The following is a 13,885-nucleotide window of genomic DNA, read 5'->3' on the forward strand; positions in this document are numbered from 1 at the left end:
CGTCAATTGAGGATCACCAGCGCCGGATACTCATGCACTTGTGCAGAGGTGATGTGGGCCAGGGCGCGCAGGGTTTCCAGAGGTTGGTCCAGGCGGTAGTTGCCGGTCACCGCAACCTGTTCGAGCTTCGGGTTGCGGTTGATGATCCAACCGGGGTAGTAGCGGCGCACTTCAGCAAGCACTTGGCTGAGCGGGCAGTTCTCGAACACCAGACGGCCTTCGACCCAGGCTAGGTCTTTGTGCATGTCCGGGCGTTGGCGCTGGCCGAACCCCTGAGGGCCGACGCTGATGCTGTCGCCGGCCGACAGGCGGATGCGCTGGTCACGGGCACCCTGCAAGTCGATATCGCCACGCTGCACCCGCACTTGCGCTTCGCCATCGAGGTAACGCACGGCGAAGTCGGTGTCTTGTGCCTGCGCGCGCAGTGGGCCTGCTTCCAACTCCAGCGGGGCAGGGCTGTTGCCCGGTACCTGGAAGTAAGCCTCGCCTTGCAACAGACGTGCGATCTGGCGGCCGTCACGCAGGTCGTTGGCGAAGGCTGAATTGGTGTTGAGCAATACCTGGGCGCCGTCGTCCAGTTGCAGGCGCTGACGTTCGCCGACCACGGTCAAGTGGTCGGCCTGCAGGCGCACGGGCAGGTTGCCGAAGGTAAGCAGCCCGACCAGCAGCACGGCGGCGGTGGCCAAAGGTTTCCAGTGGGTACGCAGGCGACCGCGCAAGGCGGTGCGGTGACGGTGGTTCAATTGCACGGCGGCCTGATGCAGCGGTGCGCCGTTCCACAGGGCTTCGGCTTCGACATAGGCTTCGGCGTTCTCTGCGGCGGCGCCCAGCCAGGCTTCGAAATCCCGAGTGTCTTGCTCACTGGCGCATTGCAGACGTACCAGCCAGTCCAGCGCTTCGTCCATGGCACGCGCTCGGGCATCAGGCGCGTCGGGAGACGGGCGAGGGGCAGGGCTGTCTGTCACAGAAAATCCTTGCTGTGGGTTTTTCGCGAATGATCATGGCTGCGAGCAGGCGTGGCAAGTGGGGGGCGCTGCCGACCGGCGAATGGTCGGCTCAGCGCAGGCGCTCGGCGACGCCCATGCAGATGGCCATGATCAGTTTCAGCTCTTTCTGTACGGTGCTGGCGGACACCTTCAACTGCTCGGCGATTTCCAGGTAACTGGCGCCATGCAGTCGGTTGAGGATGAAAATGCGCTGCTGGCGTGGGGTGAGCTGATCGAGACTGACGCTCAGGTGCTTGAGCAGTTGCTCGGCGTGAGCGGCCTCTTCGCTGCTGCTCGTCGGCGCGGCGACGTTGTGCAGCACCTCCTCAGGGACATCGTCAACCAGCGTGCGGGCCTGCACGCGGCGCGCGCGCAGGTGATCGAGCGCAAGGTTGCGCGCAGTCTGGAACACGAAAGGCTCCAAGTGCTCGATGGGGCGTTCGCCCAAGGCGCGGGTGACCCGCAGGTAGGTCTCCTGGAGCAGATCCTCGGCCGTGCTGGGGTTGCCCACCATGCGCTGCAACGTGCGCAGCAAAGGGAGGCGCTGGGTGAGGAACACTGTGTTGAACCGGGACTGACTCACGAGGAAACCTGACCGACGAAAGGCAAATGATAATGCTTATCATCTTGTGGTTTGGTCAAGCCTCATCGATGTAAAGAGTGGGTGAGTGTCGCGGTGTTGCGACCCGTCGCAGGCTTCGCCAGGTCCTACAAAAGAACCCATCAGGCACTGGCGCAGCGTGCGATGGTCTGCCAGGTCAACCCGCGTTGCACAGCGCCAGGCAGTTGTCGAGCATGCGGTTGGAGAAGCCCCATTCGTTGTCGTACCAGGCCATCACCTTGAGCATCCGGCCATTGGCGCGGGTGTGGTTGGCGTCGAAGATCGACGACAGCGGGTTATGGTTGAAATCGCAGGACACCAGCGGCAGGGCGTTGTAGCCCAGGATGCGCGAGTGCCGGCTGGCTTCGAGGAACAGTTGGTTGACCTCCTCGGCGCTGGCTTCGCGCTTGAGGTTGACGGTCAGGTCTACCAGCGACACATTGATCACCGGCACCCGCACCGCCATGCCCGTGAGCTTTCCGGCCAGCTCCGGCAGCACCAGGCCCACGGCCTCGGCGGCGCCGGTCTTGCTCGGGATCATCGACTGGGTGGCCGAGCGCGCGCGATAGGGGTCTGTGTGGTAGACGTCGGTAAGCACCTGGTCATTGGTGTAAGCGTGGATGGTGGTCATCAGCCCGTGCTCGATGCCGAACTCACGGTGTAGCACCTGGGCGATCGGCGCCAGGCAGTTGGTGGTGCAAGAAGCATTGGAGATGATCTGGTGCGAGGCGCGCAAGGTGTCGTGGTTGACCCCGTACACCACCGTGGCGTCGGCTCCCTTGGCGGGCGCCGAGATGATCACCTTGCTTGCGCCGGCGCTCAGGTGGGCTGCTGCCTTGGCGCGGTCGGTGAACAAGCCCGTGCATTCGAACACCACATCCACCGCTTCGGCCTTCCAGGGCAGCTCCGCCGGGTTGCGAATGGCACTGACCGAGATACGGTCGCCATTGACCGTCAGGCTCTCCTGGTCGGATTCGACTTGAGCGTCGAACGTGCCGTGCACGCTGTCGTACTTGAGCAGGTGGGCATTCATCGCACTGTCGCCCAGGTCGTTGATGGCGACGACTTGCAGGTCCTGGCGGTAGCCTTGGGTATAGAGTGCGCGCAGGACGTTGCGTCCGATGCGGCCAAATCCATTGATGGCGATCCGAAGGGTCATGGCATTACCTCTGGCAGTCCGAGTGAAGCTTGTGGCAAAAAGGTCACTTCACTGAAACGGTTTTGTTATTGGAATTACAAGATTATTCACTGCTTGATAGAAAACAAGCCTTTTTGATGGCAGTATTTTGTTAAACCTACAACGAGTGGTCGGGCAGACCACCCCCAGATCGCGTCAGGCCCCCTTACCTTGAGCCTAGGCCGCAATCGTTTGAAGGGGAAATGCCCATCGACGCCACCCTTACAGTCAGCCTGGAGTCCAGTACATGCATCCGCGCATCCTTGAGGTCACCGCACGGTTGGTCGAACGCAGCCGTGCCACCCGTGAACGCTACCTGGAGCTGATTCGCGGCGCGGCCAGCGACGGTCCCATGCGCGCCCGCCTGCAATGTGCCAACTTCGCCCACGGCGTGGCCGGCTGCGGCGCCGAGGACAAAAACAGCCTGCGGATGATGAACGCCGCCAACGTGGCCATCGTCTCGGCCTACAACGACATGCTGTCGGCGCACCAGCCGTACCAGCACTTCCCGGAACAGATCAAACAGGCTCTGCGCGAGATCGGCTCGGTCGGCCAGTTCGCCGGTGGCGTGCCCGCCATGTGCGATGGCGTCACCCAAGGCGAACCGGGCATGGAGTTGGCCATTGCCAGCCGTGAAGTGATCGCCATGTCCACCGCCATCGCCTTGTCCCACAACATGTTCGATGCCGCATTGATGCTCGGCATCTGCGACAAGATCGTGCCCGGCCTGATGATGGGCGCCCTGCGCTTTGGTCATCTGCCGACCATCTTCGTCCCAGGCGGGCCAATGCCTTCGGGGATCTCCAACAAGGAAAAGGCCGACGTACGCCAGCGCTACGCCGAAGGCAAGGCCAGCCGCGAAGAGCTGCTGGAATCGGAGATGAAGTCCTATCACAGCCCTGGCACCTGCACTTTCTATGGCACGGCCAACACCAATCAGCTGGTGATGGAGGTCATGGGCCTGCACTTGCCCGGCGCATCGTTCGTCAATCCCTATACACCGCTGCGTGACGCCCTGACCGCCGAGGCGGCGCAACAGGTCACACGCATGACCAAGGCCAGCGGCAGCTTCATGCCCTTGGGCGAGATCGTCGATGAGAAGGCACTGGTCAACTCGATCGTCGCCCTGCACGCCACCGGCGGTTCCACCAACCACACCCTGCACATCCCGGCCATCGCCCAGGCTGCCGGCATCCAGTTGACCTGGCAGGACATGGCGGACCTCTCCGAGGTGGTACCGACCTTGTCCCACGTCTATCCCAACGGCAAGGCCGACATCAACCACTTCCAGGCGGCGGGCGGCATGGCGTTTCTCATCCGCGAACTGCTCGACGCCGGGCTGTTGCATGAGGACGTCAACACCGTGGCCGGCCACGGCCTGCGCCGCTACACCCAGGAGCCCTTCCTCGAGGGGGGCAAGCTGGTCTGGCGTGAAGGGCCGCGCCAGAGCCTGGACGAGAGCATCCTGCGCCCAGTGGCGCGACCGTTCTCCGCCGAAGGTGGCCTGCGGGTGATGAACGGCAACCTCGGGCGAGGTGTGATGAAAGTCTCGGCCGTGGCACCTGAGCACCAGGTCGTAGAGGCGCCGGCCCGGGTATTCCATGACCAGCAGTCCCTGGCCGATGCGTTCAAGGCCGGCGAGCTGGAGCGCGACTTCGTCGCGGTGGTGCGCTTCCAGGGGCCGCGCTGCAACGGCATGCCTGAGTTGCACAAGCTGACCCCTTTCCTAGGGGTGTTGCAGGACCGTGGCTACAAAGTGGCGCTGGTCACCGACGGGCGGATGTCCGGCGCTTCGGGCAAGATCCCGGCGGCCATCCATGTGTGCCCCGAGGCTTACGACGGTGGCCCGCTGGCGCGGGTGCGCGATGGCGATATCGTGCGGGTCGATGGCGTCGAAGGCACGCTGCAGCTGATGGTGTCGGCCGAGGAGCTGGCCACCCGTGACCTGCCGGCACCACCCCAGGGCAACGACTTGGGAATGGGGCGCGAGCTGTTCGGCTTCATGCGGGTGGCGTTCAGCCCGGCCGAGCAAGGCGCCAGCGCCTTCACCTCGGCCCTGGAGCAGCTCAAATGACTGCGCTGCTGGTTGGCGATATCGGCGGCACCAATGCCCGCTTTGCCTTGTGGCACGACAACCAGTTGCAGGCGGTGCAGGTTCTGGCCACTGCCGACTACACCAGCCCCGAGCAGGCCATCGAGGCTTATCTGGCCGGGCAAGGCATTGCCCGCGGCGGGCTGGCGGCCGTATGCCTGGCAGTCGCCGGGCCTGTGAGCGGCGACGCATTTCGCTTTACCAACAACCACTGGCGTCTGAGCCGCCGTGCCTTCTGCCAGGCTTTGCAGGTCGAGCACCTGCTGTTGATCAACGACTTCAGTGCCATGGCACTGGGCATGACGCGCCTTCAGCCGGGCGAGTATCGCCAGGTGTGTCCGGGCGCAGCCGACCCTGCACGCCCGGCTCTGGTCATCGGCCCAGGTACCGGCCTGGGCGTGGGCAGCCTGTTGCGCCTGGACAACCAGCATTGGCTGGCCTTGCCGGGTGAGGGAGGTCATGTCGATCTGCCGGTGGGCAACGAACGCGAAGCGGCGATCCATCAGCAGATCCATCGGCAGATTGGCCATGTCAGCGCCGAGACGGTATTGAGTGGCGGCGGGCTGGTGCGTCTGTACCAAGCCATGTGCGCGCTCGATGGCGACATCCCCAGGCACAAGACGCCTGCGCATATCACCGATGCCGCGCTGGGCGGCGAGCCGCGGGCATTGGCGGTGATCGAGCAGTTCTGCCGTTTCCTCGGGCGCGTGGCCGGTAACAATGTACTGACCTTGGGAGCACGGGGCGGGGTTTACATTGTCGGCGGCGTGATTCCGCGTTTTGCCGAACTGTTTCTACACAGTGGCTTTGCCGCGAGCTTTGCCGACAAGGGCTGCATGAGCGGCTATTTCGAAGGGGTGCCGGTGTGGCTGGTGACTGCGGAGTTTTCCGGGTTGCTGGGGGCCGGTGTGGCGTTGCAGCAGGCATTGGGTCATTGATCGCCAGGCCCTTGATGCCCATCCGTTATCACTACCAGAGGAAGGTTCAGTGACCACTGCTGGCAAATCGATCCTGATGGTCGACGACGACCAGGACATTCGCGAATTGTTGCAGGCGTACCTGAGCCGGTCAGGTTTTCAGGTGCATGCCGAGGCCGATGGCAAAGGCTTTCGCCAGGCGCTGGAGGCCGAGCCCTGCGATCTGGTGATTCTCGATGTGATGCTGCCCGACGAGGATGGCTTCAGCCTGTGTCGTTGGGTGCGTCAGCATCCGCGTCTGGCGCGGGTGCCGATCATCATGCTGACTGCCAGCTCCGATGAAACCGATCGGGTGATCGGCCTGGAGCTGGGTGCCGACGATTACCTGGGCAAACCCTTCAGCCCGCGCGAGTTGCAGGCGCGGATCAAGGCGTTGCTGCGCCGCGCCGAGTTCGGTCAGGCGGCACCCAGTCAGGCGGTGCTGGCCTTCGACGATTGGCGCCTGGATACCATCAGTCATCGCCTGTTCCATCGCGATGGCGAAGAAGTGATTCTCTCCGGCGCCGACTTCGCCTTGCTCAAGCTGTTTCTCGACCATCCGCAGCAGATCCTCGACCGCGACACCATCGGCAATGCCACCCGAGGCCGTGAGCCGATGCCGCTGGACCGCATCGTCGACATGGCGGTCAGCCGCCTGCGCCAGCGGCTACGTGACACGGATAAACCGCCACGGCTGATCCGCACCGTGCGCGGCAGTGGCTACCTGCTGGCGGCCCATGTCTGCCCTGCCTGCTGAGCGGCGTTGGCGCTTGCTGCCGCGCTCGCTGCTCGGGCGCATGTTGTCGTTGACGTTGTTGGTGGTGCTGCTGGCCCAAGGGTTGTCGAGCGTGATCTGGGTCTCCCAACTGCGTGCCAGCCAGCTCCAGGGCCTGCAGGCCAGTGCCCGTAGCCTGGCCCATTCGATGAGCGCCAGTGTCAGCTACTTCCGCTCATTGCCAGTCGCCTATCGGCCGATGGTGCTGGACCAGTTGCGCAGCATGGGGGGCACGCGGTTCTTCGTCTCGCTCAACGACAAGCCGCTGGATATGCCGGTGCTGCCGATCACGCCACGCAAGCAGGCGGTGATCGACGTGTTCCAGTCGGTACTGCACGAGCGGCTGGGGCCGCAGATGGAAATCTCCGTGGAATTCGTCAGCCCCCAGGAGCTGCGCATTTTCAATAGTGGCCTGAAGCTCGACGAGCTGCCGCGCTCCTGGGCGCATTACTCACTGACCCTGGAGCCGCTCAACCCGCCGGTGCTGGTCACCCAGATCCGCCTGGACAAAGACGAGTGGCTGTACATCGCCTCGCTGTTGCCTGAGCCCTACACGAGCCTGGAAACCGAGCGCTTGCCGCGTCAGCAGATCGGCTTCATCGCGTTGACCACCGCTTTGCTGTTGCTGTTCATCGGTCTGCTCGTGCATTGGCAGAGCCGCCCGCTCAAGCGTCTGGCACGGGCGGCGCGGGAGATGTCCCTGGGCGCCGATGTCGCGCCAGTCACTGAAGGTGGGGGCAGCGAAGTGGCAGAAGTGGGGCGGGCCTTCAACAGCATGCGCGAGCGCATCAGTCGCTACCTGACTGAGCGCGCGCAGCTGTTCAGCGCCGTTTCCCATGACCTGCGCACGCCTATCACGCGTTTGCGCCTGCGGGTCGAACTGCTCGAGGACGAACAGCTACAGGCCAAGTTCAGTCGTGATCTGGACGAGCTCGAACTGCTGGTCAAAGGGGCATTGCAGTGTGTGAAGGACACCGACATCCACGAGAACATCGAGCCGGTGGACCTCAACCAGGTGCTGGAGATACTCGCCGAGCCCTACTTGGGCGACGGCCGCATCACCCTCGAAGGCTGTGCCCTGGCGCCCTACGCGGGCAAGCCCCTGGCCCTGCGTCGGTGCATTGGTAACCTGATCGACAACGCCATCAAGTATGGCGAACGGGCCCATCTGCGCATTCTCGACAGCGCCACGGGGTTTGTCCTGCAGGTGGATGATCAGGGGCCTGGAGTTCCCGAACAGCGCCTTGAGCAGGTCTTCGAACCGCATTTTCGCCTGGCCGGTCAGCAGCAGGGCTACGGCCTGGGGCTGGGCATCGCGCGCAACATCGCCCATAGCCATGGCGGAGAGGTCAGCCTGCTGAACCTGCGTCAGGGTGGCCTGCGGGTCACTCTCAGCCTGCCGCGCAGCACCGATTGAGCGGCGAATGTCACCGCTTTGTGACATTCGCGCATCCCTTCGTTACCTGGCGGCCTTCGACGGCTGTTTAGACTCCAAGGCAAGCGCAAGCACCACGACTTGCCTCGCATAACAACAAGAAAGGTTCTCCACGATGAATGCGATCACTCGCCTAGCCGCTGTCGTTTCCCTCGCCTCATTCATGCCGCTGACCGCCCTTGCTGCCGAAGCAAAGGGCTCTGTCGAAGTCCTGCATTGGTGGACCTCCGGCGGTGAGGCCGCCGCCGTCAACACCCTCAAGCAGCAGGTCGAAAAAGACGGTTTCACCTGGAAGGACAACGCCGTGGCCGGTGGCGGCGGTGCTGCGGCCATGACCGTGCTCAAGAGCCGCGCCGTGGCCGGCAACCCACCCGCCGCCGCCCAGATCAAGGGCCCGGATATCCAGGAGTGGGGTGCCTTGGGCCTGCTCGCCGAGCTCGACGAGGTGGCCAAGGCCAACCAATGGGACGCACTGCTACCGGCCAAGCTGACCCCTATCTGGAAGTACGATGATCACTATGTAGCCGTGCCGGTGAACATCCACCGGGTCAACTGGCTGTGGGTCAATCCGGTGGTGTTCGAGAAGGCAGGCGCCAAGGTGCCGCATACGCTCGATGAACTGTTCGTCGCCGCCGACAAGCTCAAGGCCGCAGGCTTCCAGCCACTGGCCCATGGCGGCCAGCCTTGGCAGGACAGCACGGTGTTCGAAAGCCTGGTGCTGAGCATCCTGGGGCCTGAGGGCTACCACAAGGCGTTCGTCGAGCTGGACGAACAGACGCTCACCGGCGACAAGATGGTGCAGACCTTCAAGACCTTGCAGCGCCTTGGCACCTATATGGACGCCAACCGCGCCGGCCGAGACTGGAACATCGCTGCCGCCGACGTCATCAACGGCAAGGCCGGCATGCAGATCATGGGTGACTGGGCCAAGAGCGAATGGACCGCCGCCCACAAGGTGGCCGGCAAGGACTACCAGTGCGTGCCATTCCCCGGCACCCAGGGTAGCTTCACCTACAACATCGACTCCCTGGCGATGTTCAAACTCAAGAACGAGCACGATATCGAGGCCCAGAACGACCTGGCCAAGGTCGCGCTGGAGCCGGCCTTCCAGACCGCCTTCAACCAAGCCAAGGGCTCGCTGCCAGTGCGCCAAGGCATGGACATGACGCCGTTCGATGCCTGCACCCAGCAGTCGCAAAAGGACTTCCAGGAGGCCGAGAAAGGCCAGGGGCTGCAACCTAGCATGGCGCACAACATGGCCTCATCGCTGGCGGTGCAGGGGGCCATCTTCGATGTGGTCACCAACTTCCTCAACGACCCCAAGGCAGACCCTGCCAAGGCGGCCAAGCAGCTGGGCGCGGCGATCAAGGCCGCGCAGTAGCACCGCTGGCGGTCTCTCTGACCTTACTGGCCCCTGTGGAGGCGGATAAACCCGCTTCCACAGGACTCGCGCTAGATGCATGTTCTTCGGTACTTCACATGAACACAGCAACCGCAACCCTGCGGGCCTCCCCCCTGGACGCCCTGCAACGCTGGCTCCCGAAACTGGTGCTGGCGCCTAGCATGCTGATTGTCCTGGTGGGCTTTTACGGCTACATCCTCTGGACCTTCGTGCTCTCCTTCACCAACTCCAGCTTCATGCCCAGCTACAAATGGGCCGGGCTGAGCCAGTACGCCAAACTGCTGGCCAACGACCGCTGGTGGGTCGCTAGCAAGAACCTGCTGGTATTCGGTGGCTTGTTCATCGCCATCAGCCTGGTCGTGGGGGTGCTGTTGGCGGTGTTGCTCGATCAGCGCATCCGCCGCGAAGGCGTCATCCGCACGGTCTACCTGTACCCGATGGCGCTGTCGATGATCGTCACCGGTACCGCCTGGAAGTGGCTGCTCAACCCAGGTCTTGGCCTGGACAAACTGCTGCGGGACTGGGGCTGGGAGGGCTTTCGCTTCGACTGGCTGGTGGACCCGGACCGGGTGGTCTATTGCCTGGTGATCGCTGCGGTGTGGCAGGCCTCAGGCTTTGTCATGGCGCTGTTCCTGGCCGGCCTGCGTGGGGTCGACCCGTCGATCATTCGGGCTGCCCAGGTCGATGGCGCGAGCCTGCCGAGGATCTATTTGCGCATCGTGCTGCCGAGCCTGCGGCCGGTGTTCTTCAGTGCCTTGATGATCCTGGCGCACATCGCCATCAAGAGCTTCGACCTGGTGGCCGCAATGACTGCTGGCGGCCCGGGCTACGCCTCCGACCTGCCGGCGATGTTCATGTACAACTTCACCTTCAGCCGTGGGCAGATGGGCATGGGCTCGGCCAGTGCGATCCTCATGCTCGGCGCCATTCTGGCGATCCTGGTGCCCTATCTGTATTCGGAACTGAGGACCAAGCGCCATGACTAGTCCACGTTGGTTCTCCCCCAGCCGCCTGGCCATCCATGCCACTTTGCTGGCTGCCTGTGCGCTGTACCTGATACCGCTGGTGGTGATGCTGCTGACCAGCTTCAAATCGCCGGAAGACATCCGCGCAGGCAACCTGCTGAGCTGGCCGGAAGTGATCACTGGGATCGGCTGGATCAAGGCCTGGGACACGGTCGGAGGCTACTTCTGGAACTCGGTGAAGATCACCGTGCCAGCCGTGCTGATATCCACCTTGATGGGCGCCTTGAACGGCTATGTACTATCGATGTGGCGCTTCCGGGGTTCGCAGCTGTTCTTCGGCCTGCTGTTGTTCGGTTGCTTCCTGCCGTTCCAGACCGTCTTGCTGCCGGCCTCGTTCACCCTCGGCAAGCTTGGCCTTGCCAGCACCACCACAGGACTGGTGCTGGTGCATATCGTGTACGGGCTGGCCTTCACCACGCTGTTCTTTCGTAATTACTACTGCAGCGTGCCCGAGGCCCTGGTACGTGCGGCGCGGCTGGATGGCGCGGGGTTCTTCACGATCTTCGGGCGGATCCTGCTGCCGATGTCGGTGCCGATCATCATGGTCTGCCTGATCTGGCAGTTCACTCAGATCTGGAACGACTTTCTCTTTGGTGTGGTGTTCGCCAGCGGCGACGCCCAGCCCATCACCGTGGCCCTGAACAACCTGGTCAACACCAGCACCGGGGTCAAGGAATACAACGTCGACATGGCGGCGGCAATGATCGCGGGGCTTCCGACCCTGCTGGTCTATGTGCTGGCCGGCAAATATTTCCTGCGCGGCCTGACCGCCGGCGCGGTCAAGGGGTGACACATGGCACGGCTCGAACTTCGCAACGTCAACAAGCGCTACGGCAGCGGCCTGCCCGATACCCTCAAGGCCATTGACCTGGGTATCGAGTCCGGTGAGTTCCTGATTCTGGTCGGCCCATCAGGGTGCGGAAAGTCGACCTTGATGAACTGCATCGCCGGGTTGGAGGACATCAGTGGCGGCGAAATCCTCGTCGACGGCACCGACATCAGCGGCATGAGCCCCAAGGATCGGGACATCGCCATGGTGTTCCAGTCCTATGCGCTGTACCCGACCATGAACGTGCGCGACAACATCGCCTTCGGGCTGAAGATCCGCAAAATGCCTCAGGCGGCGATCGACGACGAGGTGGCGCGGGTGGCCAAGCTACTGCAGATCGAACACCTGCTCACGCGCAAGCCAGGCCAGCTTTCCGGCGGCCAGCAGCAGCGGGTGGCCATGGGCCGGGCCTTGGCGCGGCGGCCGAAGATCTACCTGTTCGACGAGCCGTTGTCGAACCTCGACGCCAAGCTGCGGGTTGAGATGCGCACCGAAATCAAGCTGATGCACCAGCGTCTGAAAACCACCACCGTGTACGTCACCCATGACCAGATCGAGGCCATGACCCTGGGTGACAAGGTGGCGGTAATGAAGGACGGCGTCATCCAGCAGTTCGGCACCCCGCAGCAGATCTACAACGACCCGGCCAACCAGTTCGTCGCCAGCTTCATCGGCTCACCGCCAATGAACTTCATCCCGGCGCGCCTGACGAAACAACAAGGGCGTCTGGTGGCGTTGCTCGACAGCGGGCAGGCCCGTTGCGAGTTGCCCGTCGGGCATCTGTCGGACGAACTCGAAGGGTGCGAAGTGGTGCTAGGCATTCGCCCCGAGCAGATCGGCGTGGGCGCGGGCGAGGGCATGCATGGCATCCGCGCTGAGGTGCAGGTGACTGAGCCCACCGGGCCGGACCTGCTGGTGTTCGTCACCCTCAACCAGGTCAAGGTTTGCTGCCGGCTGGCGCCGGATGTCGCCTGCCGTGTGGGAGACAGCCTGCAGCTGCAGTTCGATCCTTCGCGGGTGCTGCTGTTCGATGCTGCCAGCGGGGAGCGCCTGGGGCAGGTTGCCCCTACGCCGGTCGCTGGGGGCAATGTGGCGCGTTTCAAAGGGCGCTGAGTCGTCTAAACCATCAATAACAAGAAAAGTGAGGAACAAGGGATGGACCATCGCAAACGCATCAGGACGCTGGGCTCGCTGGCGGTGCTGACCTTTGTCGGCAGTGGTGGGGCACACGCGGCCGAGGCCTTCTCGGCGGATTCGAAATGGATGACCGGGGACTGGGGCGGCACCCGAACCGAGCTATTGGAAAAAGGCTACGACTTCACCCTCGATTATGTCGGCGAGGTGGCCGGCAACCTGCACGGCGGCTACAACGACGACAAGACTGCCCGTTACAGCGACCAGTTCGCCCTGGGCGCGCACCTGGATCTTCAGAAGATCCTTGGCTGGCACGACGCCGAATTCAAGCTGGCAATCACCGAACGAAGTGGTCGCAACCTGTCCAACGACCGCATCAGTGACCCGCGCGCTGGGCAGTTCAGCTCGGTCCAGGAAGTCTGGGGCCGTGGCCAGACCTGGCGGCTGACGCAGATGTGGATCAAGCAGAAGTACTTCGATGGGGCCCTGGATGTGAAATTCGGGCGCTTCGGTGAGGGCGAGGACTTCAACAGCTTCCCCTGCGACTTCCAGAACTTGGCCTTCTGCGGCTCCCAGGTGGGCAACTGGGTGGGCGGTATCTGGTACAACTGGCCGGTCAGCCAGTGGGCGCTGCGGGTCAAGTACAACATCAACCCGGAGTTCTTCGTGCAGGTGGGGGCCTTCGAGCAAAATCCGTCGAACCTTGAGACCGGCAACGGCTTCAAACTCAGCGGCAGCGGCACCAAGGGCGCGATCCTGCCGGTGGAGATGGTCTGGTCGCCCAAGGTCAACGGCCTGCCGGGTGAATACCGCCTGGGCTACTACTACAGCACCGCCAAGGCTGACGATGTCTATGAGGACGTCAACGGCCAGCCCCAGGGCATCACCGGCAATGACTTCAAATCCCACTCCAGCAAGCACGGCTGGTGGGTCGTGGCCCAGCAGCAGGTGACGGCGCACCAGGGTGATGTCAACCGGGGCCTGAGCCTGTTCGCCAATTTCACCGTGCACGACAAGGCTACCAACGTCGTCGACAACTACCAGCAGATAGGCATGGTCTACAAAGGCCCCTTCGATGCCCGGCCCAAGGACGACATTGGCTTTGGCATCGCGCGGATCCATGTCAATGATGACGTCAAGAAGCGCGCCGAGCAGCTCAATGCCAGCAGTGGTATCGACGATTACGACAATCCGGGCTTCGTGCCGCTGCAGCGCACCGAATACAACGCCGAGCTCTACTATGGCTTTCACGTCACCAACTGGCTGACCGTGCGGCCGAACCTGCAGTACATCAAGAGCCCTGGGGGAGTGGATGAGGTCGACAATGCGCTGGTCGCAGGATTGAAGATTCAGTCGTCATTCTGAGAAAAATTGTTGTAAATTTACGCCATCCATTTCCCGGCCACTTCATTTCCACTGGATCTCGGTGGAAATGAAGCCCGCGCCGAGACAGCGCTATCTCAAACAACAAGA

The 13,885-nt window shown here is 63.1% G+C and carries 12 protein-coding genes; 9 read left to right on the forward strand and 3 right to left on the reverse strand.

The genetic code is table 11. The features are described from left to right. Positions 1–2: 2 nt before the first annotated feature. From R6G97_RS03900 to gap, 3 genes are all read right to left on the reverse strand, one after another. Positions 3–965, reverse strand: coding sequence for a FecR family protein (locus R6G97_RS03900; RefSeq protein ID WP_317847832.1), 963 nt, complete (start codon positions 963–965; stop codon positions 3–5). Between the two features lie 91 nt (positions 966–1,056). After that, positions 1,057–1,569: an RNA polymerase sigma factor gene (locus tag R6G97_RS03905; protein ID WP_250034510.1), complete on the reverse strand. Its 513-nt coding sequence runs from the start codon at positions 1,567–1,569 to the stop codon at positions 1,057–1,059. 175 nt (positions 1,570–1,744) lie between these two features. Beyond that, on the reverse strand, positions 1,745–2,746 hold the full coding sequence (gene gap, locus R6G97_RS03910) for a type I glyceraldehyde-3-phosphate dehydrogenase (protein WP_090346664.1): 1,002 nt from the start codon (positions 2,744–2,746) through the stop codon (positions 1,745–1,747). Between the two features lie 265 nt (positions 2,747–3,011). On the opposite strand from gap, the gene edd reads away from it, so the two are divergent. The 9 genes from edd (at position 3,012) to R6G97_RS03955 (ending at position 13,777) form a co-directional block, all read left to right on the forward strand. Next, positions 3,012–4,838, forward strand: coding sequence for a phosphogluconate dehydratase (edd, locus tag R6G97_RS03915; RefSeq protein WP_317847833.1), 1,827 nt, complete (start codon positions 3,012–3,014; stop codon positions 4,836–4,838). Then, the gene (locus R6G97_RS03920; RefSeq protein ID WP_250034512.1) at positions 4,835–5,794 is read left to right on the forward strand and encodes a glucokinase; all 960 of its coding nucleotides are present in this window, start codon (positions 4,835–4,837) and stop codon (positions 5,792–5,794) included. The genes edd and R6G97_RS03920 overlap by 4 nt, the downstream gene beginning before the upstream one ends. Positions 5,795–5,870: 76 nt before the next feature. Further along, positions 5,871–6,569 (forward strand): two-component system response regulator GltR, encoded by a 699-nt coding sequence (gene gltR, locus R6G97_RS03925; RefSeq protein WP_232111710.1) that lies wholly within the window; start codon positions 5,871–5,873, stop codon positions 6,567–6,569. Then, the gene (locus R6G97_RS03930; protein WP_090346669.1) at positions 6,550–8,004 is read left to right on the forward strand and encodes an ATP-binding protein; all 1,455 of its coding nucleotides are present in this window, start codon (positions 6,550–6,552) and stop codon (positions 8,002–8,004) included. Before gltR ends, R6G97_RS03930 begins: the two co-directional genes overlap by 20 nt. A 133-nt stretch (positions 8,005–8,137) precedes the next feature. Beyond that, the gene (locus R6G97_RS03935) at positions 8,138–9,403 is read left to right on the forward strand and encodes an ABC transporter substrate-binding protein (protein ID WP_182817282.1); all 1,266 of its coding nucleotides are present in this window, start codon (positions 8,138–8,140) and stop codon (positions 9,401–9,403) included. Between the two features lie 98 nt (positions 9,404–9,501). Further along, the gene (locus R6G97_RS03940; protein ID WP_043210655.1) at positions 9,502–10,410 is read left to right on the forward strand and encodes a carbohydrate ABC transporter permease; all 909 of its coding nucleotides are present in this window, start codon (positions 9,502–9,504) and stop codon (positions 10,408–10,410) included. Further along, a complete protein-coding gene (locus R6G97_RS03945; RefSeq protein ID WP_043210652.1) occupies positions 10,403–11,239 on the forward strand; it encodes a carbohydrate ABC transporter permease in 837 nt (278 codons plus the stop codon). The genes R6G97_RS03940 and R6G97_RS03945 overlap by 8 nt, the downstream gene beginning before the upstream one ends. 3 nt (positions 11,240–11,242) lie before the next feature. Further along, complete coding sequence (locus R6G97_RS03950) at positions 11,243–12,391, forward strand: ABC transporter ATP-binding protein (protein ID WP_182817284.1); 1,149 nt, start codon at positions 11,243–11,245, stop codon at positions 12,389–12,391. A 42-nt stretch (positions 12,392–12,433) separates the two neighbouring features. Beyond that, positions 12,434–13,777 (forward strand): carbohydrate porin, encoded by a 1,344-nt coding sequence (locus R6G97_RS03955; RefSeq protein ID WP_182817286.1) that lies wholly within the window; start codon positions 12,434–12,436, stop codon positions 13,775–13,777. Positions 13,778–13,885 lie beyond the last annotated feature (108 nt).

The organism is Pseudomonas sp. HTZ2 (assembly GCF_033173945.1).
GTDB lineage: Bacteria > Pseudomonadota > Gammaproteobacteria > Pseudomonadales > Pseudomonadaceae > Aquipseudomonas > Aquipseudomonas guariconensis.